Annotated in this window: 23 protein-coding genes; 14 read left to right on the top strand and 9 right to left on the bottom strand. The window is 61.3% G+C overall.

Features of this window, described 5'->3' with window-relative positions; translation table 11 throughout:
• Positions 1-140: 140 nt before the first annotated feature.
• Positions 141-1,253 (bottom strand): LOG family protein, encoded by a 1,113-nt coding sequence (locus ACTD9P_RS13115; protein WP_438868015.1) that lies wholly within the window; start codon positions 1,251-1,253, stop codon positions 141-143.
• 379 nt (positions 1,254-1,632) lie between these two features.
• Positions 1,633-2,073, bottom strand: a complete 441-nt coding sequence (locus ACTD9P_RS13120) for a PA3611 family quorum-sensing-regulated virulence factor (RefSeq protein WP_138816554.1) — start codon at positions 2,071-2,073, stop codon at positions 1,633-1,635.
• A gap of 178 nt (positions 2,074-2,251) precedes the next feature.
• Between ACTD9P_RS13120 and ACTD9P_RS13125 the strand changes: the two genes are divergently transcribed.
• The 3 genes from ACTD9P_RS13125 (at position 2,252) to ACTD9P_RS13135 (ending at position 4,198) form a co-directional block, all read left to right on the top strand.
• Complete coding sequence (locus ACTD9P_RS13125) at positions 2,252-2,971, top strand: tRNA-uridine aminocarboxypropyltransferase (RefSeq protein ID WP_438868016.1); 720 nt, start codon at positions 2,252-2,254, stop codon at positions 2,969-2,971.
• Between the two features lie 138 nt (positions 2,972-3,109).
• The gene (gene erdR / locus ACTD9P_RS13130) at positions 3,110-3,760 is read left to right on the top strand and encodes a response regulator transcription factor ErdR (RefSeq protein ID WP_056857592.1); all 651 of its coding nucleotides are present in this window, start codon (positions 3,110-3,112) and stop codon (positions 3,758-3,760) included.
• A gap of 75 nt (positions 3,761-3,835) precedes the next feature.
• On the top strand, positions 3,836-4,198 hold the full coding sequence (locus tag ACTD9P_RS13135; RefSeq protein ID WP_017137081.1) for a diacylglycerol kinase: 363 nt from the start codon (positions 3,836-3,838) through the stop codon (positions 4,196-4,198).
• A gap of 3 nt (positions 4,199-4,201) precedes the next feature.
• Here ACTD9P_RS13135 and ACTD9P_RS13140 read toward each other — a convergent pair whose 3' ends face one another.
• Positions 4,202-5,128, bottom strand: coding sequence for a LysR family transcriptional regulator (locus tag ACTD9P_RS13140; protein ID WP_026013711.1), 927 nt, complete (start codon positions 5,126-5,128; stop codon positions 4,202-4,204).
• 124 nt (positions 5,129-5,252) lie between these two features.
• Here ACTD9P_RS13140 and fpr point away from each other — a divergent pair, with 124 nt between their 5' ends.
• On the top strand, positions 5,253-6,032 hold the full coding sequence (gene fpr / locus ACTD9P_RS13145; protein WP_003189055.1) for a ferredoxin-NADP reductase: 780 nt from the start codon (positions 5,253-5,255) through the stop codon (positions 6,030-6,032).
• Positions 6,033-6,179: 147 nt separating this feature from the next.
• Here fpr and tsaA read toward each other — a convergent pair whose 3' ends face one another.
• The 5 genes from tsaA to rimO form a co-directional block, all read right to left on the bottom strand.
• On the bottom strand, positions 6,180-6,875 hold the full coding sequence (gene tsaA, locus ACTD9P_RS13150; protein WP_438868017.1) for a tRNA (N6-threonylcarbamoyladenosine(37)-N6)-methyltransferase TrmO: 696 nt from the start codon (positions 6,873-6,875) through the stop codon (positions 6,180-6,182).
• Positions 6,876-6,878: 3 nt separating this feature from the next.
• The gene (locus tag ACTD9P_RS13155; RefSeq protein WP_003189058.1) at positions 6,879-7,340 is read right to left on the bottom strand and encodes a YehS family protein; all 462 of its coding nucleotides are present in this window, start codon (positions 7,338-7,340) and stop codon (positions 6,879-6,881) included.
• 69 nt (positions 7,341-7,409) lie between these two features.
• Complete coding sequence (locus tag ACTD9P_RS13160) at positions 7,410-8,120, bottom strand: rRNA pseudouridine synthase (RefSeq protein WP_058421638.1); 711 nt, start codon at positions 8,118-8,120, stop codon at positions 7,410-7,412.
• Positions 8,121-8,331: 211 nt separating this feature from the next.
• Positions 8,332-8,799 carry a GNAT family N-acetyltransferase gene (locus ACTD9P_RS13165; RefSeq protein WP_438868018.1) on the bottom strand — a complete coding sequence of 156 codons (468 nt, stop codon included), beginning with the start codon at positions 8,797-8,799 and terminating at the stop codon, positions 8,332-8,334.
• Positions 8,800-8,975: 176 nt separating this feature from the next.
• Complete coding sequence (rimO, locus tag ACTD9P_RS13170; RefSeq protein WP_438868019.1) at positions 8,976-10,316, bottom strand: 30S ribosomal protein S12 methylthiotransferase RimO; 1,341 nt, start codon at positions 10,314-10,316, stop codon at positions 8,976-8,978.
• Positions 10,317-10,605: 289 nt separating this feature from the next.
• Between rimO and ACTD9P_RS13175 the strand changes: the two genes are divergently transcribed.
• From ACTD9P_RS13175 to ACTD9P_RS13185, 3 genes are all read left to right on the top strand, one after another.
• A complete protein-coding gene (locus ACTD9P_RS13175; RefSeq protein WP_138816501.1) occupies positions 10,606-12,507 on the top strand; it encodes a potassium transporter Kup in 1,902 nt (633 codons plus the stop codon).
• A 127-nt stretch (positions 12,508-12,634) separates the two neighbouring features.
• The gene (locus tag ACTD9P_RS13180; protein WP_438868020.1) at positions 12,635-13,741 is read left to right on the top strand and encodes an NADH:flavin oxidoreductase/NADH oxidase; all 1,107 of its coding nucleotides are present in this window, start codon (positions 12,635-12,637) and stop codon (positions 13,739-13,741) included.
• Positions 13,742-14,077: 336 nt separating this feature from the next.
• Entirely contained in the window at positions 14,078-14,263 is a 186-nt protein-coding gene (locus ACTD9P_RS13185) for a hypothetical protein (protein WP_438868021.1), read from the top strand.
• Between the two features lie 117 nt (positions 14,264-14,380).
• Here the strand turns inward: ACTD9P_RS13185 and ACTD9P_RS13190 are convergent, their stop codons facing one another.
• On the bottom strand, positions 14,381-16,006 hold the full coding sequence (locus ACTD9P_RS13190) for a glucan biosynthesis protein D (protein WP_138816500.1): 1,626 nt from the start codon (positions 16,004-16,006) through the stop codon (positions 14,381-14,383).
• A gap of 304 nt (positions 16,007-16,310) precedes the next feature.
• On the opposite strand from ACTD9P_RS13190, the gene ACTD9P_RS13195 reads away from it, so the two are divergent.
• From ACTD9P_RS13195 to ACTD9P_RS13225, 7 genes are all read left to right on the top strand, one after another.
• A complete protein-coding gene (locus tag ACTD9P_RS13195) occupies positions 16,311-17,021 on the top strand; it encodes a tellurite resistance TerB family protein (protein ID WP_438868022.1) in 711 nt (236 codons plus the stop codon).
• A 149-nt stretch (positions 17,022-17,170) separates the two neighbouring features.
• A complete protein-coding gene (locus ACTD9P_RS13200) occupies positions 17,171-18,793 on the top strand; it encodes a methyl-accepting chemotaxis protein (RefSeq protein ID WP_438868023.1) in 1,623 nt (540 codons plus the stop codon).
• Entirely contained in the window at positions 18,793-19,305 is a 513-nt protein-coding gene (locus ACTD9P_RS13205; RefSeq protein WP_438868024.1) for a chemotaxis protein CheW, read from the top strand. Before ACTD9P_RS13200 ends, ACTD9P_RS13205 begins: the two co-directional genes overlap by 1 nt.
• Positions 19,302-20,555: a CheR family methyltransferase gene (locus ACTD9P_RS13210; RefSeq protein ID WP_438868025.1), complete on the top strand. Its 1,254-nt coding sequence runs from the start codon at positions 19,302-19,304 to the stop codon at positions 20,553-20,555. Before ACTD9P_RS13205 ends, ACTD9P_RS13210 begins: the two co-directional genes overlap by 4 nt.
• Positions 20,552-21,253, top strand: a complete 702-nt coding sequence (locus tag ACTD9P_RS13215) for a chemotaxis protein CheW (RefSeq protein ID WP_438868026.1) — start codon at positions 20,552-20,554, stop codon at positions 21,251-21,253. Before ACTD9P_RS13210 ends, ACTD9P_RS13215 begins: the two co-directional genes overlap by 4 nt.
• Entirely contained in the window at positions 21,250-23,538 is a 2,289-nt protein-coding gene (locus ACTD9P_RS13220; RefSeq protein ID WP_438868027.1) for a hybrid sensor histidine kinase/response regulator, read from the top strand. Before ACTD9P_RS13215 ends, ACTD9P_RS13220 begins: the two co-directional genes overlap by 4 nt.
• Positions 23,535-24,545: a chemotaxis response regulator protein-glutamate methylesterase gene (locus tag ACTD9P_RS13225; protein ID WP_438868028.1), complete on the top strand. Its 1,011-nt coding sequence runs from the start codon at positions 23,535-23,537 to the stop codon at positions 24,543-24,545. The genes ACTD9P_RS13220 and ACTD9P_RS13225 overlap by 4 nt, the downstream gene beginning before the upstream one ends.
• Positions 24,546-24,576: the final 31 nt, after the last annotated feature.

The raw sequence follows: 24,576 nt of genomic DNA on the forward strand, positions 1-24,576 counted from the left end.
AGGAAAGTATTAATATCACGCATAAGAACGCCGGTTTGTTAGATGTGTTTGCTCGCACGAACATCATCAACCAAATCGGCGTTCTTGTTTCTGTGTTTCCCGGGATTCCGTGAAGAACCTTTTTTTTTTGCCTTAAAAAATCACGCCGGCTCCGGCGTCACCCGTTGCTGTGTCTTGCCCTGAGCCTGAGCCCAGTTCTCCGGCAAATTGATGTAGTCCACTAATTCCCGCAGGCGGCCCTGATCACGGCCATTGAAGTTGAACACCAAGCGGGTCAAATGGCTGAACCTGGGCTCATCGTGCTCTTCGCCTGTGTAAGCGAGCTGTTGAAACTCACCGCTCAGGCGCAGGCTGGCAAACTCTGTCTGCAAATGGGCCAAGGCCCGTTCACTGAGCCGATGGTTCATGCGCACCACAAACTCACGCTTCAACCACCGCGTGGAATGGAAGTTGGCATAGAACTGGTTGATCTCCGCCACCGCTTCTTCAGCGCTGTAGACCAGGCGGAGCAGCTTGAGGTCGGTGGGCAGGATATAGCGATTGGCCTCCAGTTGGTTGCGGATGAAGTCCAGCGCCCCTTGCCAGAAACCGCCACCGGGGGCATCCAGCAGCACCACCGGCACCAGCGGGCTCTTGCCGGTCTGGATCAGGGTCAGCACTTCCAGTGCTTCATCCAGCGTGCCGAAACCGCCTGGGCACAGCACCAGCGCATCGGCTTCCTTGACGAAAAACAGCTTGCGCGTAAAGAAGAAGTGGAAAGACAGCAGGTTGTCGGTGCCATCAATGGTCGGGTTGGCGTGCTGTTCAAATGGCAGGGTAATGTTGAAACCCAGGCTGTGCTGCAGGCCAGCGCCTTCGTGGGCGGCAGCCATGATGCCGCCGCCGCCGCCGGTGATCACCATCAGGTCCGATTGTGCCAGCAGTGCGCCGACTTCCCGAGCCAGGGCGTACAACGGGCTTTCAACCGGCGTGCGTGCCGAGCCGAACACGGTCACCTTGCGGCGGCCCTTGAACTGTTCCAGTACGCGGAAGGCGTTCTCCAGCTCGCGGATCGCCTGCAAGGTGATCTTGGCGTTCCAGCGGTTGCGGTCGTCCTGCGCCATGCGCAGCACGGTGAGGATCATGTCGCGATAAAGGGGGATATTCGGGCTGTTGGGAGCGACCAACTGGAGTTGTGCGTCGACCTGCTGCGTGAGGTCAGCGCCGTTTGCTTCAAAATGACGGAGCAGGCGGTCATTCGGTTCGTAAGGCATTCAACTTCTCCTTCTTCACAGAACCTGGGCCATCGGCGAGAAATTCGTCCGCGGCCACGACACTGCATGTGTCGCTGCACGCCCTGGGCGTTGCACGGTGTTCGCCAGGCGGCAAAACGGGCTCTGTATGTTCCTTGTGATTTGGAAACCTTTGCACTGCAAGTCGCAGGAGGGCAACCCTCTTTTGCCCTGAAAATGTTACAGAACGGCGTGAAAAACGCTGTAGATGGGCTGCCGGGATGGTTTGATCATGAGCCGAAAAACCCATGGCTGGCAACCGCTTATTGGTCACTCATCACGCAGTTTAGTCGTTGCCGGGCAAATGCAGCGGGGGAGGTGTGCGCCACTGGACAGCAGCGCACGATAGTCGAACGGCGGTTTACTTTTTCTTCTTGGCAGCCGCGGGTGCCGGGCAATCGGCTTCAACAAACTTGACCGAGGCTACCGGGCGGTTGGTCTTGTTCTCGGTGATTTCATAACGCATCACGGCGCCCTTGGCCATCAGCTCGCGGTAGCCTTTGTTCAGGCACACGCTTTGACCCAGCTGGAAATACACAGCCTTTTGGTTGGCGCGCATCTGTTCGGCACGATCAGGTTGCACACTGAGGTGATCGATCAGTTGCATACCTTCAACGGTGTAGGCCACTTCCAGGGTTTTGTCATCGATTTCCCGGGGCAGGTCCTTGTTGCTTTCGGCCGCGACGCTTTGCAGCTTCCTGTTCATTTGGGCCTCCAGCAGCGACGCCGCGTGGGCACCCATGGGCAGAACCAGCGCAAGGGCGACGGATGGGGCAACAAGACGCAGCATGGAACGCAGCATGAAACTCTCCTGATTCGGTTACTGGTGCATAGACCAGCCACTGCGCTGTGCGTTCAGTGGCGCGCAATTATAGGTGACCGCTTGCCACTACAGCCAGGCGTATCGCTGGTAAACTGCGGACACTTAGCCTTGTTCGAGTTTTTTCTGTGTCGATTGACCTCTGCTCGCGGTGCAGCCGATGAGCCACGCTGTCTCCCGTTTGCGTACCCAGCGCCTGGCGCGCGCCGTCCGGCCGTTTCTAAACCGCGGCTCACGGGCCGAACGTTGCCCCGGTTGCCGGGTGATTCCCGAGTACTGTCTGTGCGCCTGGCGCCCGACAGTGCAGGCCCGCTCCGCCATGTGCCTGTTGATGCATGACGTGGAACCGATGAAGCCCAGCAACACCGGCTGGCTGATCGCCGATGTCATCGACGACACCACCGCGTTCGCCTGGTCGCGCACAGAAGTGGACCCCGAGTTGCTGACCCTGTTGGCCGACCCGCAATGGCAGCCTTGTATCGTGTTTCCGGGCGAGTTCGTTGCGCCTGAGCGGGTGTGCAGCGAGGTCAAGGTGCAAGACGGCAAGCGCCCGTTGTTCATCTTGCTGGACGGCACCTGGAGCGAAGCGCGCAAGATGTTCCGCAAAAGCCCTTACCTGGAGCATTTGCCGGTGTTGAGCCTGGCGCCCGAACAGCTGTCGCGCTACAAGCTGCGCCGGTCTAAACGTGATGATCATTTCTGTACCGCCGAGGTCGCTGCGCTGTGCCTGGAACTGGCTGGCGACCCAGCCGCCAGCGAGGTGCTGGACGCCTACCTCGATGTATTCAGCACGCATTACCTGGCGGCTAAATTCCAATTGCCGGTGGACCCTGCGGACAGCGTGCATACGCGGCTTGCGCCCCATATCCCGACGGTATAACCAGACGACGTTTGCATGATGGCACCGTAAACACGCAACCCGCTAAAATGCCCACGGGCGTAGTGCTTGACCCCCCAGACTGCGCTGGGCATGCTGGGCGCCGATCAGGGCTCCCCTAAAAACAGGATCATTTAATCAATGGCCACATACGAAATCCTGATAGCCGATGACCATCCGCTGTTTCGCAGTGCGCTGCATCAGGCCGTCACCCTGGGCCTTGGCCCTGACGTGAACCTGGTGGAAGTCGCCAGCATTGCCGAACTGGAAGCCCGCCTTAACGAAAAGTCCGACTGGGACCTGGTGCTGCTCGACCTGAACATGCCCGGTGCCTATGGTTTCTCGGGGCTGGTGCTGTTGCGCGGGCAATACCCGCAGATCCCGGTGGTGATGGTTTCGGCCCAGGAAGACGCCGATGTCGTGGTGCGCTCCAAGGAGTTCGGCGCCAGCGGCTTCATTCCCAAGTCCAGCGCCATGGAAGACATCCAGAACGCCGTGCGCAAGGTGCTCGATGGTGATGTGTCCTGGCCGCCGCAAGCGTTTGAAGAAATCAACGTGTCCGACGAAGCCAAGGCTGCCCGTGATGGCCTTGCTAGCTTGACGCCGCAGCAGTTCCGGGTGCTGACCATGGTCTGCGAAGGCCTGCTGAACAAGCAGATTGCGTATGAGCTGAGTGTGTCGGAAGCGACCATCAAAGCGCATGTGACAGCGATATTCCGCAAGCTCGGCGTGCGCACACGCACCCAGGCGGCGCTGCTCTTGCAACAACTTGAGTCAATTTCGCAGCATTAAGCTGTACCCGATTCACGCTTTTTTGACTTTGCGTGATCTAGTTTCCCCACTTCTTTGGTTCAGTTGCCTACATCTATGTCGCCTTTCAAGGGTCAAACCGGTATCAAACGTATCTTCAACGCAGGGGGCTATTCCCTGGATGGCCTGCGCGCAGCTTTCACCGGCGAGGCGGCATTCCGTCAGTTGGTGTTGCTGAACGTGATCCTGATCCCGCTGAGTTTCTTCCTGCACGTCAGTCGGGTCGAGCGCGCCTTGCTCATTGCGGTCTGCCTGCTGGCCTTGATCGTTGAGTTGCTCAACTCGGCGGTGGAAGCGGCTATCGACCGGATTTCCCTCGACCGTCACCCGCTGTCGAAAAACGCCAAGGACATGGGCAGCGCCGCGCAATTTGTAGCGCTGACCATGATTACCCTGGTGTGGGCCGTAATCCTGATCTAAGCCTCAGGCAATGTTCGGCAGCACGATCTCGTCGCTGCGCTGAACCCCGGCGGTGAAGGCGCGGCACAGTTCCAGGAACTCGCGCATCGCCGAGGTCTGGTACTTCTGTTTATGCCAGATGAAGTAGAACTGCCGGGCCAGGTCCAGGTCCGGGGTTTCCACCGGCACCAAGCTGCCGCGACGGAACGCATCGCGCAGCGCCAGCCGGGAAATACAGCCAATCCCCAACCCTGACTCCACTGCGCGCTTGATCGCTTCGGTGTGTTCGAGCTCCAGGCGGATGTTCAGCGCGCTGCGGTGATGGCGCATGGCCTGGTCAAAGGTCAGGCGCGTACCAGAGCCCTGTTCGCGCAGGATCCATGCTTCGTGGGTCAGCTCTTCCATAGTCGCCACACCGCGCTTGGCCAAGTGATGCTGCGGCGCACAGAACACCACCAGCTCATCCTCGACCCAGGTTTGTACCTCGATGTCCGGGTGGCTGCAGTCGCCTTCGATTAGACCCAGGTCAATTTCGTAATGCGCCACTTGGTGCACGATATTGGCAGTATTCTGCACATGCAGCTTCACCTGGCTCTCGGGGTGCTGCTGCATGAAGCTGCCGATCAGCAGGGTGGCCAGGTAATTGCCGATAGTCAGGGTAGCGCCGACCGCCAGGGAGCCGAAGCCGGACTTGCCGTTGAGTAGGTCTTCGATCTCCTTGGCCTGGTCCAGCAGGGCCACGGCCTGGGGCAATAGCTGATGGCCGAGTGCGTTGAGGCTCAGGCGTTTGCCCGCGCGGTCGAATAATTGGCAGCTGGATTGACGCTCCAGCTCGGTGATTGAGGTGCTGGCGGCGGATTGAGATAAGGCCAGAAGGCCAGCAGCGCGTGAGACGCTTTCCTGCTGGGCGACGGCGACGAAGACTTGCAGTTGACGTAGAGTAAATCGCATATCGATATAACCGATAACCCTTATCTTAATAATCCAGTTAACAGATATTGTCGCCGCCATTAGAATGCTGTGCAATTGCGCATCTCATCTTTGGCGCAGACCCATTTCCAGGAGTTCCCCGTACATGAGCAACATGAACCACGAACGTGTCCTCAGTGTTCATCACTGGAACGACACGCTGTTCAGCTTCAAGTGCACCCGCGATCCGGGCCTGCGCTTCGAGAACGGTCAGTTCGTGATGATCGGCCTGCAACAGCCCAATGGCCGCCCACTCATGCGCGCGTACTCCATTGCCAGCCCGAACTGGGAAGAGCATCTTGAGTTCTTCAGCATCAAGGTGCCCGATGGCCCGCTGACTTCCCAATTGCAGCACTTGAAGGAAGGCGACGAGATCATCATCAGCAAAAAACCGACAGGCACCCTGGTGCTTGACGATTTGAAGCCGGGCAAACATCTGTACCTGCTCAGCACCGGTACTGGCCTTGCTCCATTCATGAGCGTGATCCAGGACCCGGAAACCTACGAGCGCTTCGAAAAAGTGATCCTGTGCCACGGCGTGCGTTACGTCAACGAAGTCGCTTACCGCGAATTCATCACCGAGCACCTGCCGCAGAATGAATTCTTCGGCGAGGCGCTGCGTGACAAGTTGATCTACTACCCGACCGTGACCCGCGAGCCGTTCGAAAACGAAGGCCGCCTGACCGACCTGATGCGCAGCGGCAAGCTGTTCAGCGACATCGGCCTGCCGCCGATCAACCCCGAGGACGACCGCGCCATGCTGTGCGGCAGCCCGAGCATGTTGGACGAGACCAGCGAAGTGCTGAACAGCTTCGGCCTTAAAGTTTCGCCACGTATGCGTGAGCCGGGTGATTACTTGATCGAGCGCGCGTTCGTCGAGAAGTAAATGGGTCAAGTCGTGCGCTGACCGAGCAACAAAGATGGTCTAAATGTGGGAGCGGGCTTGCTCGCGAAAGCGGTTTGTCGGTCAACAGAGATGTTGAATGTGCAACCGCCTTCGCGAGCAAGCCCGCTCCCACATTTGGTTTGCGATTTATCCTGCTGGCACCACTTCAAGCACACAAATCAGGCCCGCCTCTGGATAGTGCCAACGCACATCCACATCCCAGAACTGCGCGCCGTATTCACGCTCAGGCCCTGGCGTCTGATACGCCGGCCGTGGGTCCTGGGCCAAACACTGCTCAATCAGCGCCACCAGCGGCTCGTCAAGGCGCTGCGCATGGCCTTGCGCTTGCAACAGGGCGGCCTTCAGCCACTGCACGGGAATCAGCCGCGGCGCGCTGCTGGCAATATCATTGGTGGCGGTGTCAATGATGTCCGCATACGGCACGTACGGCTTGATATCCAGCACCGGCGTGCCGTCGAGCAAATCGATCCCGGAAATCCACAGGCGGCCTGGCTCGACCTTATCCAGCTTCACCACCGACTGGCCAATGCCGTTGGGGCGGTGCGTTGCGCGGGTGGCGAACACGCCCATCGACGTGTTGCCGCCCAGGCGTGGCGGCCGCACCTTGAGGCGCGGCTTGTCTTCCAGGGCCTGGTGGAACAGGAACAGCAGCCACACATGGCTGACTTGCTCCAGGCCCTGCACCGCCTCGCCCTGGTCGAACGGTGCCACCAGCTCCAGCACGCCGCGGGCGGCCGGGGCCAGCTGCGGCTGGCGCGGGATGGCAAACTTCTCCTTGAAGCAGGAGCGCACGAAGCCGACGGGCGAGACCGAGTAGCTCATGGCTTACGCACGAACCCGCAGGGTCAGGCCCTTGAGGAAGTTGCGCAGCAACTGGTCGCCACAGGTGCGGTAGTTGGTGTGGCCGAACTTGCGGAACAGCGCGCTCAGCTCAGGCTTGGACACCGGGAACTCAGCGGCCTTGAGGATGGCGTGCATGTCGTCTTCCTTGAGTTCGAAGGCCACGCGCAGCTTCTTGAGGATGATGTTGTTGGTTACCGGGGTTTCGATCGGCTGCGGCGGACGGCTTTCGTCCTTGCCACGCTTGAAGATCACCAGGCCATCGAGGAAGTGCGCCATGACGTCGTCCGGGCAGAACACAAAACCCTCTTCCTCGTCTTTCTTGAGGTAGGTCAGCAGGTCTTCCTTGGTGACGTCCATGCCGCCGAGCTTGATGATCTCGACCATCTTGTTGTCGCTGATGTCGAGCATGTAGCGCACGCTGCGCAATACGTCGTTGTGAATCATGGTGGGCAATCCTGGTATTCAACTGAGGGCACCGCGCAGAGTCGCCGGTGCCGAGAAAAGGGGAGCGGCTTAGAACTTCTCTTTGCCGGACAGGTAACGCCATTGGCCGACCGGCACCTTGCCGATGGACACGCCGCCGATGCGGATGCGGCGAATGGCGATGACTTTGAGGCCAACCGCTTCGCAAAACAGGGCGATCACGCCCGGTTGCGGGTTTTTCAGTGCAAACCGCAGGCGGTTTTCGTTCTGCCAGCTGGCTTTGACGGCCGGCAGTTCTTTGCCTTTGTAGGTCAGGCCGTGGTTCAGGCGGTTCAGGCCGTGGGCAACCATGTCGCCTTCAACCTCGACCACGTATTCCTGCTCGATCTTGGCGGCATCGGCGGTCAACTTGCGCAGAATCTTCCAGTCCTGGGTGAACACCAGCAGGCCGCTGGCCTTGGCCTGCAGGTCGGCGCTGGCGGTCAGGCGCAGGAAGTGACCCTTGAGCGGGCGTTTGCTGAAACGGTGCTCTTCGGACAGCGTCTCGGCGCTGATCGAGGCCATCGCCGTTTCCACATCCACACCCACTGGGGCGTGCAGCAGGATGGTCACCGGTTCCGGCACCGTGGCTTTAGCCTCTGGGTCCAGCTCGACCTTCTGGGTGGTGACCTTGAATTGCGGTTCGTCGATCACTTCACCGTCCACCGAGACCCAGCCGCCTTCGATAAACAGCTCAGCCTCCCGACGGGAGCAACCGACCAGTTCGATAAGGCGTTTGGAAAGGCGTATGGGGTCAGTCATGACAAGGGCCGTAGCAAAAGGGGGCGGCTATTGTACCTGTGTGGCGCCGGTTAATCCCGGACCCATTTCAGCGTAGTGGCTTTATTGGTTGGTACACGGTTCAGAATGTGGGAGCGGGCTTGCTCGCGAATACGGTGGGTCAGCTAGCACATCTTTGACTGATACACCGCATTCGCGAGCAAGCCCGCTCCCACATTGGCGCTGTGTTTCGTCAGCCACTGCGCCGTTGCTGTTGGCGTAAGCGCATATGCAGCAGCGGGTACGGCTGGCCCAAGCCATCATGCTCCGCCCGTCCGACCACCTCGAAGCCCTGCTTGAAGTAGAACCCCAGGGCCTGCGGGTTCTGCTCATTGACGTCCAGCGCATCGGCATTCAGGTGCTCGATCGCGTATCGCAGCAATTGCCGCCCCAAGCCCTGGCCACGGTACTGCGGGTCGATAAACAGCATCTCGACCTTGCCCGCTGCCACCCCGGCAAACCCGGTGATGCGCTGGCGCGCGTCCTTGGTGCAGATCAGCATCACCGCGTCCAGGTAGCGCGTCAGCACCAGTTCCTTGAGCAATACGATGTAGCTGTCCGGCAGGAAATCGTGGGTCGCTCGCACGGAGTCTTCCCAGATTTGCGCCAATTGCGCGTAGTCGCTGGTTTTAGGTGTGTGGATAACCGAATGCTGACGCATGCCCGCTGCCCCTTGCCGATGATCGGCGCCGATGGGCAAACGATAGACCTAAAAAAGCCCCGCATCTTGTTCAGACACGAGGCTTTTTCAATTTTTACACAGATCGTTCCCACGCTCTGCGTGGGAATGCCCCGCTGGACGCTCTGCGTCCGCTTTTGGGAACGATCGGAGTCTTATCAGTCGCGCTTTTCAGCCCACAAGTCGTACTCGTCGGCATCCGTCACGGTGCACCAGACCTTGTCACCCGGCTTCAAGCCGCTGGCATCGTCGATAAACACGTTACCGTCGATTTCCGGCGCGTCGAAGAAGCAACGGCCCACTGCGCCTTGCTCGTCGACTTCGTCGATCAGCACTTCGATTTCCCTGCCGATGCGCAGTTGCAGGCGCGCCGAGCTGATGGCCTGCTGGTGCGCCATGAAACGCTCCCAACGCTCCTGCTTGACGTCGTCCGGCACAATGGCCGCATCCAGCAGGTTGGCCGGCGCGCCTTCCACCGGCGAGTACTGGAAGCAACCAACGCGGTCCAGCTGCGCTTCGGTCAGCCAGTCCAGCAGGTATTGGAAGTCTTCTTCGGTTTCGCCAGGGAAGCCAACGATAAAGGTCGAACGGATGATCAGCTCCGGGCAGATCTCGCGCCAGTTCTTGATGCGCGCCAGGGTCTTGTCTTCAAAGGCCGGGCGTTTCATGGCCTTGAGCACTTTCGGGCTGGCGTGCTGGAACGGGATGTCCAGGTACGGCAGGATCTTGCCGGCGGCCATCAACGGGATCAGCTCGTCGACGTGCGGGTACGGGTAAACGTAGTGCAGGCGCACCCACACGCCAAGGCTGCTCAAGGCTTCGCACAGTTCGGTCATGCGGGTTTTCACCGGTGCGCCGTTCCAGAAACCGGTGCGGTATTTCACGTCCACGCCATAGGCGCTGGTGTCCTGGGAGATCACCAACAGCTCTTTAACGCCGGATTTGACCAGGCGCTGGGCTTCGTCCAGCACGTCACCCACCGGGCGGCTGACCAGCTTGCCGCGCATCGACGGGATGATGCAGAAGCTGCAGCTGTGGTTGCAGCCTTCGGAAATCTTCAGGTAGGCATAGTGGCGCGGCGTCAGCTTGATGCCTTGCGGCGGCACCAGGTCGATCAGCGGGTTGTGGTCCTGGCGCGGCGGCACCACCTGGTGCACGGCATTGACCACCTGCTCGTACTGCTGCGGGCCGGTCACGGCCAGCACGCTTGGGTGCACGTTGCGGATATTGCCTTCTTCCACGCCCATGCAGCCGGTGACGATGACCTTGCCGTTTTCCTTGATGGCTTCGCCGATCACTTCCAGAGACTCAGCCTTGGCCGAGTCGATGAAGCCGCAGGTATTGACCACCACCACGTCGGCGTCCTGGTAGGTGGACACAACGTCATAGCCTTCCATACGCAGTTGCGTAAGGATGCGCTCGGAGTCGACCAGAGCCTTCGGGCAACCCAGGGATACAAAGCCGACCTTGGGGTTGGCTTTTGCGATGGTGGTGGACATGTCTAACCTCGGTATTGAATGACGCCGCCAGTCGGGCACGACACGGCGGTAGACGGGCGCTTGGTGCGCCTCTGATCAAAAAGTGCGCAATTCTATCGACGGGCAGCGCGCTTGACCAGCTTTATACGGGGAAATGCGACGAGTGCTGCGCTATGCTTCGCGCCGTTGCGCACGGGTGAAACCCCGGGGTCAATAAAACGTCTGTTACGAGAAGTAAAACAGCGCATGCTAGGGTCAGCTTAGGCGCGTTGTTTATAAAAGACCTCAGGTCAAAGGGCAGGAGTGGTTGATGGGTCAGGCAAATAGTCAGGCGGCAGGTGCCGAGCATTCCAATGCAAAGCCGATTGGCATGCTGGTGGCGGCGGTCGGGGTGGTTTACGGCGATATCGGTACCAGCCCGCTCTATACCCTTAAAGAAGTGTTTACCGGTGGTTACGGTGTGCAGGTCAACCATGATGGCGTGCTGGGTATCCTGGCGCTGATCTTCTGGTCGCTGATCTGGGTTGTATCGATCAAATACATGCTGTTCGTGCTGCGCGCCGACAACCAGGGCGAGGGCGGCATCATGGCGCTGACGGCACTGGCACGGCGGGCGGCAGGCACGCGCAAGCGCCTGCGCAGTTTTTTGGTGGTGTGCGGCCTGTGCGGTGCGGCGCTGTTCTACGGCGACAGCATGATCACCCCGGCGATTTCGGTGTTGTCGGCCATTGAAGGTCTGGAATTGGCGTTCGATGGCCTCGACAAATGGGTCGTGCCGATTGCACTGGTGGTGCTGGTGGCGCTGTTCCTGATCCAGAAACACGGCACCGACCGCATCGGCAAGCTGTTCGGGCCGGTGATGGTCACCTGGTTCCTGGTGCTGGGTGGCCTCGGGATCTATGGCATCACCTTGCACCCTGAAGTGCTCAGCGCGATGAACCCGATGTGGGCCGTGCGGTTCTTTGAGGCCCACCCAGGCATTGGTGTGGCGATCCTTGGCGCCGTTGTTCTGGCACTGACCGGTGCCGAGGCGCTGTACGCCGACATGGGCCACTTCGGGCGCAAACCCATTGCCCGCGCCTGGTTCATCCTGGTGTTGCCGGCACTGGTGCTCAACTATTTCGGCCAGGGCGCCATGCTGCTTGGCGACCCGGAAGCCGCTCGCAACCCGTTCTACCTGCTGGCGCCGAGTTGGGCGTTGATCCCGCTGGTGGTGTTGTCCACCCTGGCCACGGTGATTGCCTCCCAGGCGGTGATTTCCGGCGCGTTCTCGTTGACGCGCCAGGCGATCCAGCTGGGTTACATCCCACGCATGCATATCCAGCACACCTCCAGCGCCGAGCAGGGCCAGATCTACATCGGCGCGGTGAACTGGTCGTTGATGGTCGGCGTGATCCTGCTGGTGATTGGCTTCGAGTCCTCCAACGCACTGGCCTCGGCCTATGGTGTGGCGGTGACCGGCACCATGCTGATGACCACCATCCTGGTGTCGGCGGTGATGCTGCTGCTGTGGAAGTGGCCACCGATCCTGGCGGTGCCGGTGCTGGTCTGCTGCCTGTTGGTGGACGGCCTGTATTTTGCCGCCAACGTGCCGAAGATCATCCAGGGCGGCGCCTTCCCGGTGCTCGCGGGGATTGTGCTGTTCGTGCTGATGACCACCTGGAAGCGCGGCAAACAGCTGCTGGTCGAGCGCCTCGACGAAGGCGGCCTGCCGTTGCCGATCTTTATCAGCAGCATCCGCGTGCAGCCGCCCCACCGCGTGCAGGGCACGGCGGTGTTCCTCACCGCGCGGCCGGACGCCGTGCCCCACGCGCTGTTGCACAACCTGCTGCATAACCAGGTGTTGCACGAGCAGGTGGTGCTGTTGACGGTGGTCTACGAGGACATTCCCCGCGTGCCGGTCACGCGGCGTTTCGAGGTCGATGCCTACGGCGAAGGCTTCTTCCGGGTCATCCTGCATTTCGGGTTTGCGGATGAACCGGACGTGCCCGAAGCCCTGAAGCTGTGCCATCTGGACGAGCTGGACTTCAGCCCGATGCGCACTACCTACTTCCTCAGCCGCGAAACCGTGATCGCCTCGCGAATCAAAGGCATGGCGCGCTGGCGCGAAGCGCTGTTTGCGTTCATGTTGAAAAACGCCAACGGCAACCTGCGTTTCTTCAAACTCCCGGTAAACCGGGTGATCGAGCTGGGCACCCAGGTCGAGATGTAATCTCTTGCAACACGGGAGCCGGCACTCGGCTCCCGCTTTCCTTTCTGAACCCTGTGCAATCCAGCGTTGTCGACTAGGCTCTAAGCACTGTTTGAATAGTGCCCACAGAACCCAGAAGAGGTGCGCCATGAGTCAGCTGCTCGAACCCTACACCCTCCGTCAATTGACCCTCCTCAACCGCATCGCCGTCTCGCCGATGTGCCAATACTCGTCCGACGATGGCCTGGCCAATGACTGGCACCTCGTGCACCTGGGCAGCCGCGCCGTCGGTGGCGCCGGGCTGATTTTTACCGAAGCCACCGCCGTCACCGCCGATGGCCGCATCACCGCCCAGGACCTGGGCCTGTGGAACGACGCACAGATCGAACCGCTGCAACGCATCACCCGCTTTATTGCCGCCCAAGGCGCGGTGGCGGGCATCCAGCTGGCGCACGCCGGGCGTAAGGCCAGCACCCACCGGCCGTGGATCGGCAAGCACGGCAGCGTTAAGCCGGAGGAGGGCGGCTGGGTGCCGGTGGGCCCCTCGCCGATTGCCTTTGACCCGAACCACACGCAACCCAAGCCACTTGATGAAGGCCAGATCCAGCAGGTGATTGCCGACTTTGTCGCCGCCGCCAAACGTGCGCTGACCGCCGGTTTCGAAGTGGTGGAGATTCACGCCGCCCACGGTTACCTGTTGCATCAATTCCTCTCGCCGATCAGCAACCAGCGTCAGGACCACTACGGCGGCTCGTTTGAAAACCGTATCCGCCTGGTGCTCGAAGTCACCAAGGCGGTGCGCGCCGTCTGGCCCCAGGAGCTGCCGCTGTTTGTGCGGGTGTCGGCCACCGATTGGGTGGAAGACGGCTGGAACCCCGATGAAACCGTGGAGCTGGCGCGCCGCCTCAAAGACCTGGGCGTGGACCTGATCGATGTGTCCTCCGGTGGCACTGCCGCGAACGCCGAGATTCCCACCGGCCCCGGCTACCAGACGCGGTTTGCCGAGCGCGTGCGCAAAGAATCGGGTATCGCCACCGGCACGGTGGGCATGATCACTGAACCGGCCCAGGCCGAACATATCCTGCGCACCTGCCAGGCCGACATCATCTTCCTTGCCCGTGAGCTGTTGCGTGACCCTTACTGGCCGCTGCACGCCGACGATGACCTGGGTGGGCGCAAAGCCATCTGGCCCGCGCAGTACCAGCGGGCGACTCACCGTGATCAGCCGATTCATGAGTCTGACCTGAGGGATTGAACCCGCGCCTGCCTGCAATAAACCCACCCGACTCGGTGGGTTTTTTGTCGCCCGCGTTTAACCCAAGCCTGATCCGCAGCTGTATGCGCAAGCGCCTCACGGTATCCATCTCTACCGGCCGTTGCGTGTGAAAGGGTTGTAGGTATTTGTTACCGAAGTATTTTTTTAAGTGAATACTCTAAAAAAATCCCACACGTGTCGAGATTGTTTCTACGCTTAGGGTAAGTGTGATTTCTGGCCCAGGGAGTCAGGCTGTTTGTCCTCGAAGCCATTGCGCTTCGCGAGCGTTGGGAATGGGCACCAGGAGTATTTGACTGATATCAGGAGTAACGGTCCATGACCAAATCCTATGGCGTAGCGGGTGCGGTGGCGTCTTTTTGGAGTCGCCGGATGTCCTTGCACGGGCGAAGGTTGAGTTCGGATGAGGTGGAATTGCTGGCGCAGTATCGCGCCCTGACCGAAAACGATCAGGTGGCGATGCGCTATTTGATCGGCGCAATGAAGAGCGTGTCGCGGTTTTAACGGCATAAGCTCGTTCCCACGCTCTGCGTGGGAATGCAGCCCAGGACGCTCCGCGTCCTGTTATCACCACGGGATGCGCTCCCACGCAGGAGCGTGGGAGCCATCTATTGGCGCGTATCAGCTGTACTTGCGCTGGTCCGGTGCCGGCGGGAAGTACTGATACAGCCAGGTCTCACTCAAGGTGCGGTCCTGGGTGCGGATAAACAGCCGCAGTTCAACCGGCTCCACACTGTCGCTGGTCGGGTACCAATCAAACAGAATGCGATAGCCCTTGATGTTGTCCAGCACCAGCACACTGAAGTCTTTGACTTCACCGTGGGAGCAGGTCACTACCGGCTCGATTCCGGTGCCGGCTGGCAGGCGATCCAGGCCACCGCCCTTGAAATCCACGGCAAAGCGGCGCGCCCACACTTCGGGGTAATGCTCGCCCGGTGCCCAGCCTTCGGTAAAACCGCCCATGCCGGAACGGGTTGCATCCACTTGCGCCAGCGGCGTACTCACTGGCGGCAGCGCGCTCCAGTACAGCTTGTAGCCATAGTTGAGTGATTCACCGGCGGCCACAGGCTTTTTCGGGGTCCAGAAGGCCACGATGTTGTCCAGGGTTTCGCCGGTGGTGGGGATTTCCAGCAGGTCGATCGAGCCTTCGCCCCAGGCGGTGGTCGGTTCCACCCACAGGCTTGGGCGCTTGCTGTACCAGTCCACAGTGTCCTGGTAGCTGGCGAACTCATGGTCGGTCTGTACCAGGCCAAACCCTTTCGGGTCGGTGTCGGCGAAGGCGTTGAATTGCAGCTTGGCCGGGTTGTTCAGCGGGCGGCAGATCCACTCGCCGTTGCCACGCCACATGGCCAGGCGGTCCGAGTCGTGGATTTGCGGGTGGATGGTGTCGCACATCCGGCGTTCATGGGTGCCGCAGCTGAACATGCTGGTCATGGGCGCGATACCCAGTTGCTCGATGGCGGTGCGCGCATTGATGTGCGCGTCGATGGCCATGACCACCTGACTGGCCTGGCAATCGATGTCAAAGCGATAGGCGCCGGTGGCGCTCGGCGAGTCGAGCAGGGCGTAGACCACAAAACGCGTGGCGTCCTTGCTTGGGGTTTCGAACCAGAACTGCGTGAAGTCGGGGAATTCTTCGCGTTTTTTCGCGTAGGTATCAATCGCCAGGCCGCGTGCGGAGAGGCCGTACTGGCCGGTTGCATCTACCGCACGAAAGTAGCTGGCGCCGAGAAACGACAGCACGTCATGGCGGTCCAGTTCCGGCGCCTTGAACAGCTTGAAGCCGGAGAAGCCCAGGTCGCCGGTCAGCTGTTTAGTGTCCACCGTGGTCTTGGCATAGTTGAACAGCGAGGGGCGGAAATGCACCTCGCGGGCTTCGCGGGTCTTGGGATCGACGCTGTGCATGCGTACTGGCGTCTTGAAACCCATGCCGACGTGGAAGAATTGCACGTCGAGTTGGCCGTTCAACTCCTTCCACAGCGAATGGTTGCCGTCGTAGCCGATGGCATTGAAGTTCTGCGGGGTCATGGTCGCCAGGGTCGGCGGCAGTACCTGCTTAGTGTCTTTGTATGCGGTGGCGGCGAGCTGCTTGGCCTGGGCCTTGAGCGTTTCGAAGTCGAACGCCACGGCCTTGCCATCGGCGGCACGGTTCCCGGCCCAGGCCTGCGCGGCCAACAGGCCACTGGCCGACAAACCGGTGTAAGCCGCAATGGCCATGGACGCTTTGAGCAAATTCCTGCGGTGCATAGAGACAACCTGTCGTGAGCAAATCCCGCGCCGTTCCTGGCACGTAACGGATAAGAAATAACGGTTCGGACATGCCTTCGACCAAACGCAACGGACAATAAACAGACGCCGGATAGCTTAAGCGGTTCGATGCAGAAGGAAAATTGATTGATGGCGGGGTGATGGCGTTGCATATGAAACAAGACGTTTCAAATACGCACTGCTGGCGTTACATCTGGAAGCACTCTAGATCGTGGCTTTTTGGCACTTAGTTTTACGCTGGGAGCCTATTGGTCCTACGAACCCAAGTGTCTGGAGGCTACGCATGAATACCCGTGGATTGCTCGATCAGTTGCTCAAATCCAGCCAGGACATGTTGCAAAACAAAGCTGGCGGGCAACGCAAATCGGACGACAAAAGCGCCCTCGGCGGCTTGCTTGGCGGCGGTGGGCTTGGCAGTTTGCTCGGCGGTGCGGGCGGCGGTGCCCTGGCGGCGGGTGCGATGGGGCTGTTGCTGGGGAATAAAAAGGCGCGCAAATTCGGCGGCAAGGCGCTCACCTATGGCGGGCTGGCAGCCCTCGGTGTGATTGCCTACAAAGCGTACGGCAATTGGCAGGCGCAACAGGCCGGCGCCCCCCAAGGCGAGCCGCAAACCATCGACCGTCTGCCACCGGCTCAGGTCGAGCTACACAGCCAGGGCATTCTCAAGGCGCTGGTCGCCGCCGCTAAAGCCGACGGGCATGTAGACGAACGCGAGCGGGCTTTGATTGAGGGCGAATTCACCAAGCTCGATAACGACCGCGAACTGCAAAGCTGGCTGCACGCCGAGCTGAACAAGCCCTTGGACCCGGCTGATGTGGCGCGCGCAGCGAGCACGCCGGAAATGGCCGCCGAGATGTACATCGCCAGCGTAATGCTGGTGGACGAGGAAAACTTCATGGAAAAAGCCTACCTCGACGAGCTGGCGCGCCAACTCAAACTGGAGCCTGGCCTAAAGGCCGAGCTGGAAAAACAGGTGCGCCAAGCCACGCTCTGACCGCGTTCCCTGCCATACAACACCCCGGTCGCAGTAGCGGTTCGGGGTGTTTTTGCGTTCTGTGAGCGCTACATCAAAACCTGTTGATAAATGCGGGCATCCGCTCAGCTATACTCCTCGGCATTTGATCGGCCCTTCGAGGAATTACTGTGAAGAACTGGACCTTGCGCCAACGGATTTTGGCGAGCTTTGCGGTAATTATCGCGATCATGCTGTTGATGGTCGTGGTCTCGTATTCGCGCCTGCTGAAGATTGAGGTCAGCGAAAACTCGGTCCGGGATGACGCCGTGCCTGGGGTGTTTTTCAGTTCGATGATCCGCAGCGCCTGGGTCGACAGTTACCTGCAAACCCAGGAGTTGGTCGGCGCCCACCGAAATCAGGGCATCTCAGAAGCCGACAAACAGGACTACAAGTCGTTTGAGGCGCGCCTGGAACAACACATGGCCAGTTACGCGAGCACGATCAATATCGATCAGGATCGCACTGAGTTCGATGCCTTCGAAAAACTCCACCAGACCTACAACAAGAATCTTGCCCTGGTGCTGGACGCCCATCAGGCTGGCAACGCCGTCGAGGCGCAAAAGCTCTTCGACGAACAGCTCACGCCCGCCTGGACCGCAGGCCGCATGAAGCTCAATGACATTATCAATGAGAACAAACAGGTCGCCGATAACGCCACCGCCGCCATCGATGACGCGGTGGCCGCCGCCAAAGTCAGCATGTTCGTGTCGTTGGCCGTGGCCATTCTCGCAGCGGGCCTGTGCGGCCTGCTGCTGATGCGCGCGATCATGGCGCCGATGAATCGCATCGTCGAAATCCTCGAAACCATGCGCACGGGTGACCTGAGCAAACGCCTGAACCTTGAGCGCAAGGACGAATTCAACGCTGTCGAAACCGGCTTCAACGACATGATGACCGAGCTGACCGCCCTGGTTTCCCAGGCCCAGCGCTCGTCGGTGCAGGTGACCACCTCGGTCACCGAGATCGCTGCCACCTCCAAGCAACAACAAGCCACGGCCACCGAAACAGCGGCCACCACCACCGAGATCGGCGCGACATCGCGGGAAATTGCCGCCACGTCCAAAGACCTGGTGCGCACCATGACTGAAGTGTCCACCGCCGCCGACCAGGCGTCGGTCGCTGCCGGCTCCGGCCAGCAAGGCCTGGCGCGCATGGAAGAAACCATGCACTCGGTGATGGGCGCCGCCGACCTGGTGAACGCCAAGCTGGCGATCCTCAATGAGAAGGCCAGCAACATCAACCAAGTGGTGGTGACCATCGTCAAAGTGGCCGACCAGACCAACCTGCTGTCGCTCAACGCCGCCATCGAAGCCGAGAAGGCCGGTGAGTATGGGCGCGGATTTGCCGTGGTGGCCACCGAAGTACGGCGCCTGGCTGACCAGACCGCCGTGGCCACCTACGACATCGAGCAGATGGTGCGCGAGATCCAGTCGGCGGTGTCGGCGGGCGTGATGGGCATGGACAAGTTCTCCGAAGAAGTGCGTCGCGGCATGTTCGAAGTACAGCAAGTGGGCGAACAGCTGTCGCAGATCATCCATCAGGTACAGGCCCTGGCGCCGCGGGTGTTGATGGTCAACGAAGGCATGCAGGCCCAGGCCACCGGCGCCGAGCAGATCAACCACGCACTGGTGCAACTGGGCGATGCCAGCAGCCAGACCGTGGAATCCCTGCGCCAGGCCAGTTTTGCCATTGATGAGCTGAGCCAGGTCGCGGTCGGTCTGCGCAGCGGCGTGTCGCGTTTCAAAGTCTGATGAGCGACCTCGCGGCTAAACGCGGCGCCGTCCCGGCAGCGAAAAAGGCGTTGTTCCTGGTGTTCCACATCGGCGGCGAACGTTATGCCCTCAAGGCCACGGAAGTGGCTGAAGTGTTGCCGCGCCTGCCGCTCAAACCCATCGCCCATGCACCGCTGTGGGTGGCGGGGATCTTTGCTCACCGTGGCGCATTGGTGCCCGTCGTCGACTTGTGTGCGTTGACCTTCGGCACAGCGGCCCAGGCGCGCACCAGCACCCGGCTGGTGCTGGTCAATTACCAGCCGCAACCCTGGCTCGAGGCGCGCTGGCTGGGGCTGATTCTGGAGCAGGCCACCGACACCCTGCGTTGCGACCCGGCCGAGTTCCAGCCTTATGGCCTGGATAACCGCGCGGCGCCGTACCTGGGGCCGGTGCGTGAAGATGCCTTGGGCTTGATGCAATGGATCGGCGTCGCCGATTTGCTCACCGATGATGTGCGCGCCTTGCTGTTTTCCAGCGAGTTGAGCCTATGAGCAACGACCCGCGCTTCTTTGCCTTCTTGAAGGACCGCATTGGCCTGGATGTCGCCTCGGTGGGCGAGGCGATCATCGAGCGTGCGGTGCGTCAGCGCAGCCAGGCCGTGCAGGCGCAGACGGCGCAGGATTACTGGCAGCATTTGCAGAGTTCGCAGGATGAGCAGCAGGCGCTGATCGAAGCGGTTATCGTCCCCGAGACCTGGTTTTTCCGCTATCCCGAGTCCTTTGCGACCTTGGCGCGTTTGGCCAAGGAGCGCCTGGCGGCGATCAAGCAGATGCGCGCCCTGCGCATTCTCAGCCTGCCGTGTTCCACCGGCGAGGAGCCTTATTCGATTGCCATGGCCTTGCTCGATGCCGGGCTGGCTCCGCACCAGTTCAAGGTGCTGGGGCTGGACGTCAGCCCGCTGTCGGTTGAGCGCGCCAAGCGTGGTGTGTACGGCAAGAACTCCTTTCGCGGCGGTGATATCGAGTTTCGCGAGCGTCACTTCAGCGAACAGCCCGATGGTTTCCATATCGCCGAGCGGGTGCGCGAACAAGTGCGCCTGCACGTCGGCAACTTGCTCGACCCGGCGTTGCTGGCCAATGAGCCCACCTACGATTTTGTGTTCTGCCGCAACCTGCTGATCTACTTCGACCAACCCACCCAGAAGCAAGTGTTCGATGTGCTCAAGAGCCTGACCCACGAAGACGGCGTGCTGTTTATCGGCCCCGCCGAGGGCAGCCTGTTGGGGCGCCATGGCATGCGTTCGATTGGCGTGCCGCAATCCTTTGCATTCAGCCGGCATGCCGAGCCGGTCAAGCCTGAACCGGTGTTTGTGCCCCTGCCCATCCCCCCGCGCAGCGCGGCGCCTATTCCGGCCAAGCCGCGCCCGTTCAGCACGGTGAGCGCCCAAGTGGTGCCGATCAAGGCGCCGCACAGCGATGCGGGCGACCTGCTCAGCCGCATCGCCACGCTGGCCAACGAAGGCAAAAGTGCCGAGGCCCGCGCCGCGTGTGAACAGTATTTGAGTAACCACCCGCCGGCCGCTCAGGTGTTTTACTGGCTGGGGCTGCTCAGCGACGTGGCCGGCAGCGCCCTGGAAGCCCAGGGTTATTACCGCAAAGCCTTGTACCTGGAACCGCAGCACCCGCAGGCCTTGATGCACCTGGCCGCATTGCTCGAGTCCCAGGGCGACAGCGCGGGCGCGCGCCGCTTGCAGGCGCGCGCCGCGCGTAGCGAGCGGGCAGACAGTGAGTCCAAACGATGAATAACCTTGATGCGCTCGACACCGCAGGCCTGGACCTGACCCTGGCCGACACCCAAGCCATCGACGACTGCTGGAACCGCATCGGCATCCATGGTGACAAGTCCTGCCCGTTGCTCGTCGAGCATATCCACTGCCGCAACTGCTCGGTGTATTCCGCCGCCGCCACGCGCCTGCTTGACCGGTACGCGTTGCAGCAGGGCGACCGGCAGGCGTATGCCGTCGCGGAGGTTGACGAAAACATCGTCACCCGTTCGATTCTGATGTTCCGTCTGGGTGAAGAGTGGCTGGGCATTGCCACCCGATGCCTGGTGGAAGTGGCGCCACTGCAGCCGATTCATTCGTTGCCGCACCAGCGTTCCCGCGCATTACTGGGCGTTGCGAATGTGCGCGGCGCGTTGGTGGCGTGTTTGTCACTGGTGGAACTGCTCGGGCTGGACCCTGCCAGCACCGGCGCAAGCGGTGCGCGGGTGATGCCGCGCATGTTGATTATTGCTGCCCAGGACGGCCCGGTGGTGGTGCCGGTGGATGAAGTCGACGGCATCCATGCCATCGATGAGCGCGCCTTGAAGGCCGCGTCGGCCTCCGGCACCCAGGCCAGTGCGCGCTTCACCCAGGGCGTGTTGCAGTGGAAAGGCCGCAGCCTGCGTTGGCTGGACGAGGCGCAATTGTTGTCCGCCGTGACCCGGAGCCTCACATGACCCCCGACCAGATGCGCGATGCCTCGCTGCTGGAACTGTTCAGCCTGGAAGCCGATGCGCAGACCCAGGTATTGAGCGCGGGCCTGCTGGCCCTGGAGCGCAACCCCACCCAGGCCGACCAGCTTGAGGCGTGCATGCGCGCCGCGCACTCGCTCAAAGGCGCAGCGCGGATTGTCGGCGTGGACGCCGGCGTCAGCGTGGCCCATGTGATGGAAGATTGCCTGGTCAGCGCCCAGGAAAGCCGTCTGTACCTGCAACCCGAGCATATCGACGCATTGTTGCAGGGCACCGACCTGCTCATGCGCATCGCCACGCCGGGCAATAACGTAGGCCCGGTGGATATCGAAGCGTATGTGGCGCTGATGGAACGCCTGCTGGATCCGTCGCAGCCGATCGTCAAGGCCACACCGGCCGCCGCCGCCGCCGCTCCGGAACCTGCGCTTGCGCCTGTGATTGACCCATTGCCGCCGGAGCCTGAGCCCGCGCCGCCTGTCAGCCCTGACCTGCCGCGCCAGAACAAACGCATGACCGAAGGCGGCGAGCGCGTGCTGCGGGTTACCGCCGAGCGCTTGAACAGCCTGCTCGACCTGTCGAGTAAATCCTTGGTGGAGACCCAGCGGCTCAAGCCTTACCTGGTGAGCATGCAGCGCCTCAAGCGCATTCAAAGCAACAGCGCGCGGGCGCTGGACACGCTGGATGGCCAACTCAAGGCCATGGACTTGAGCCTCGAAGCCCAGGAAGCCCTGGCCGACACGCGCCGCCTGTTGAGTGAAGCCCAGGCGTTGCTGGCGGAAAAAACCGCCGAACTGGATGAGTTCGGCTGGCAGGCCGGGCAGCGTGCCCAAGTGCTTTATGACACCGCGCTGGCCTGCCGCATGCGCCCGTTTGCCGATGTGCTCGCCGGCCAAGTGCGTATGGTGCGCGACCTTGGCCGCAGCCTCGGCAAGCAGGTACGCCTGGAGATCGAGGGTGAAAAGACCCAGGTCGACCGCGACGTGCTGGAAAAACTCGAAGCGCCGCTCACGCATTTATTGCGCAATGCCGTCGACCACGGCATCGAAATGCCCGAACAGCGGGTGTTGGCGGGCAAACCCGCCGAAGGCTTGATCCGCCTGCGCGCCTCCCACCAGGCGGGTTTGCTGGTGCTGGAGTTAAGCGACGACGGTAACGGCGTCGACCTGGAGCGCCTGCGCGGCACCATTGTCGACCGGCACTTGTCACCGCTGGAAACCGCACTGCGCTTGAGTGAAGAAGAGCTGCTGACGTTCCTGTTCCTGCCGGGTTTCAGCCTGCGCGACAAGGTCACCGAGGTGTCCGGGCGCGGCGTCGGCCTGGATGCGGTGCAGCACATGGTCCGCCAACTGCGTGGCGCCGTGGTGCTGGAGCAGACGGCGGGGCAGGGCAGTCGCTTCCATCTGGAAGTGCCGTTGACCCTGTCGGTGGTGCGCAGCCTGGTGGTTGAGGTCGGCGAGGAAGCCTATGCCTTCCCGCTGGCGCACATCGAACGCATGTGCGACCTGGCGCCGGAGGACATCGTGCAACTGGAAGGCCGCCAGCATTTCTGGCACGAAGGCCGGCATGTCGGCCTGGTGGCCGCCAGCCAGTTGTTGCAACGCCCGCCGGGGCGGAGCAATGACGAAACCTTGAAGGTGGTGGTCATCCGCGAACGCGATGCGGTGTATGGCATTGCGGTCGAGCGTTTTATTGGCGAGCGCACCCTGGTGGTATTGCCGCTGGATGACCGCTTGGGCAAGGTCCAGGATATTTCCGCCGGTGCTTTGCTCGATGACGGCTCGGTGGTGTTGATCGTCGACGTCGAAGACATGCTGCGTTCGGTGGACAAATTGCTCAACACCGGGCGCCTGGAACGCATCGCGCGGCGCAGCCAGCAGGCCACCGAAACGCCGCGCAAGCGCGTGCTGGTGGTGGACGACTCGCTCACCGTGCGTGAGCTGCAACGCAAATTGTTACTTAATCGGGGTTATGAAGTGGCGGTCGCGGTCGATGGCATGGATGGCTGGAACGCGCTGCGCTCCGAAGACTTCGACCTGCTGATCACTGACATTGATATGCCTCGTATGGACGGGATCGAATTGGTCACACTCTTGCGCCGTGATAGTCGCCTGCAATCGTTGCCGGTGATGGTGGTGTCGTACAAGGATCGCGAAGAAGACCGACGCCGTGGACTGGATGCCGGCGCCGACTATTATCTAGCTAAAGCCAGTTTCCATGACGACGCCTTGCTGGATGCCGTGATGGAGCTGATTGGAGGCGCCCGGGCATGAGGATTGCGATCGTCAATGACATGCCCCTGGCGGTAGAGGCGTTGCGCCGTGCCTTGAGTTTCGAGCCCGCGCACGAGGTTGCCTGGGTGGCCAACAATGGCCTGGAAGCCGTACAGCGCTGCGCCGAACTGACCCCGGACCTGATCCTGATGGACTTGATCATGCCGGTAATGGACGGCGTGGAGGCCACGCGGCAGATCATGGCCGAGACCCCGTGCGCGATTTTGCTGGTGACCGTCGACCGCCAGGCCAACATGAGCCGCGTGTTCGAAGCCATGGGCCATGGCGCCCTGGATGTGGTGGACACCCCGGCGCTGGGCGTGGGCAACCCCAGGGATGCGGCGGCGCCGTTGCTGCGCAAAATCCTCAATATTGGCTGGCTGATCGGCCAGCGTGGCAGCCGTGTACGCGCCGAAACCACGCCGGCACGCACCACCGGCAAACGTCAGAGCCTGGTGGCGATTGGGTCGTCGGCGGGCGGCCCGGCCGCCCTGGAAATCCTGCTCAAGGGCTTGCCCCGCGATTTTCCCGCCGCGATTGTGCTGGTGCAGCATGTGGATCAGGTGTTCGCCGCCGGCATGGCCGAATGGTTGAGCAGCGCCTCCGGCCTGCCGGTGCGCCTGGCACGGGAGGGCGAGCCGCCACAAAGCGGCGTGGTGCTGCTGGCCGGTACCAACCACCACATTCGCCTGTTGAAAAATGGCACGCTAGCCTATACCGCGGAGCCGGTGAACGAGATTTACCGGCCGTCCATCGACGTGTTTTTCGAGAGCGTCGCCAGCCACTGGAACGGTGACGCCGTCGGCGTACTCCTGACCGGTATGGGGCGCGACGGGGCCCAGGGCCTCAAGATATTGCGTGAACAAGGCTATTTGACCATCGCCCAGGATCAGCAGAGCTGTGCGGTGTATGGCATGCCCAAAGCGGCGGCGGCCATTGATGCTGCTGTTGAAATTCGCCCACTGGACAGAATTGCGCCCCGATTGCTGGAGGTATTTGCAAAATGATCAAGACCTCTCGCGGTGCCGGCTTGCAGGA

Source organism: Pseudomonas onubensis, assembly GCF_965653655.1.
Taxonomy (GTDB): domain Bacteria; phylum Pseudomonadota; class Gammaproteobacteria; order Pseudomonadales; family Pseudomonadaceae; genus Aquipseudomonas.

What these genes read in the sequence shown, in the direction of transcription:
- ACTD9P_RS13115 (WP_438868015.1), bottom strand. Translation starts at nt 1,253, where the DNA reads ATGCCTTACGAACCGAATGACCGCCTGCTCCGTCATTTTGAAGCAAAC.
- ACTD9P_RS13120 (WP_138816554.1), bottom strand. Translation starts at nt 2,073, where the DNA reads ATGCTGCGTTCCATGCTGCGTCTTGTTGCCCCATCCGTCGCCCTTGCG.
- ACTD9P_RS13125 (WP_438868016.1), top strand. Translation starts at nt 2,252, where the DNA reads ATGAGCCACGCTGTCTCCCGTTTGCGTACCCAGCGCCTGGCGCGCGCC.
- erdR (WP_056857592.1), top strand. Translation starts at nt 3,110, where the DNA reads ATGGCCACATACGAAATCCTGATAGCCGATGACCATCCGCTGTTTCGC.
- ACTD9P_RS13135 (WP_017137081.1), top strand. Translation starts at nt 3,836, where the DNA reads ATGTCGCCTTTCAAGGGTCAAACCGGTATCAAACGTATCTTCAACGCA.
- ACTD9P_RS13140 (WP_026013711.1), bottom strand. Translation starts at nt 5,128, where the DNA reads ATGCGATTTACTCTACGTCAACTGCAAGTCTTCGTCGCCGTCGCCCAG.
- fpr (WP_003189055.1), top strand. Translation starts at nt 5,253, where the DNA reads ATGAGCAACATGAACCACGAACGTGTCCTCAGTGTTCATCACTGGAAC.
- tsaA (WP_438868017.1), bottom strand. Translation starts at nt 6,875, where the DNA reads ATGAGCTACTCGGTCTCGCCCGTCGGCTTCGTGCGCTCCTGCTTCAAG.
- ACTD9P_RS13155 (WP_003189058.1), bottom strand. Translation starts at nt 7,340, where the DNA reads ATGATTCACAACGACGTATTGCGCAGCGTGCGCTACATGCTCGACATC.
- ACTD9P_RS13160 (WP_058421638.1), bottom strand. Translation starts at nt 8,120, where the DNA reads ATGACTGACCCCATACGCCTTTCCAAACGCCTTATCGAACTGGTCGGT.
- ACTD9P_RS13165 (WP_438868018.1), bottom strand. Translation starts at nt 8,799, where the DNA reads ATGCGTCAGCATTCGGTTATCCACACACCTAAAACCAGCGACTACGCG.
- rimO (WP_438868019.1), bottom strand. Translation starts at nt 10,316, where the DNA reads ATGTCCACCACCATCGCAAAAGCCAACCCCAAGGTCGGCTTTGTATCC.
- ACTD9P_RS13175 (WP_138816501.1), top strand. Translation starts at nt 10,606, where the DNA reads ATGGGTCAGGCAAATAGTCAGGCGGCAGGTGCCGAGCATTCCAATGCA.
- ACTD9P_RS13180 (WP_438868020.1), top strand. Translation starts at nt 12,635, where the DNA reads ATGAGTCAGCTGCTCGAACCCTACACCCTCCGTCAATTGACCCTCCTC.
- ACTD9P_RS13185 (WP_438868021.1), top strand. Translation starts at nt 14,078, where the DNA reads ATGACCAAATCCTATGGCGTAGCGGGTGCGGTGGCGTCTTTTTGGAGT.
- ACTD9P_RS13190 (WP_138816500.1), bottom strand. Translation starts at nt 16,006, where the DNA reads ATGCACCGCAGGAATTTGCTCAAAGCGTCCATGGCCATTGCGGCTTAC.
- ACTD9P_RS13195 (WP_438868022.1), top strand. Translation starts at nt 16,311, where the DNA reads ATGAATACCCGTGGATTGCTCGATCAGTTGCTCAAATCCAGCCAGGAC.
- ACTD9P_RS13205 (WP_438868024.1), top strand. Translation starts at nt 18,793, where the DNA reads ATGAGCGACCTCGCGGCTAAACGCGGCGCCGTCCCGGCAGCGAAAAAG.
- ACTD9P_RS13210 (WP_438868025.1), top strand. Translation starts at nt 19,302, where the DNA reads ATGAGCAACGACCCGCGCTTCTTTGCCTTCTTGAAGGACCGCATTGGC.
- ACTD9P_RS13215 (WP_438868026.1), top strand. Translation starts at nt 20,552, where the DNA reads ATGAATAACCTTGATGCGCTCGACACCGCAGGCCTGGACCTGACCCTG.
- ACTD9P_RS13220 (WP_438868027.1), top strand. Translation starts at nt 21,250, where the DNA reads ATGACCCCCGACCAGATGCGCGATGCCTCGCTGCTGGAACTGTTCAGC.
- ACTD9P_RS13225 (WP_438868028.1), top strand. Translation starts at nt 23,535, where the DNA reads ATGAGGATTGCGATCGTCAATGACATGCCCCTGGCGGTAGAGGCGTTG.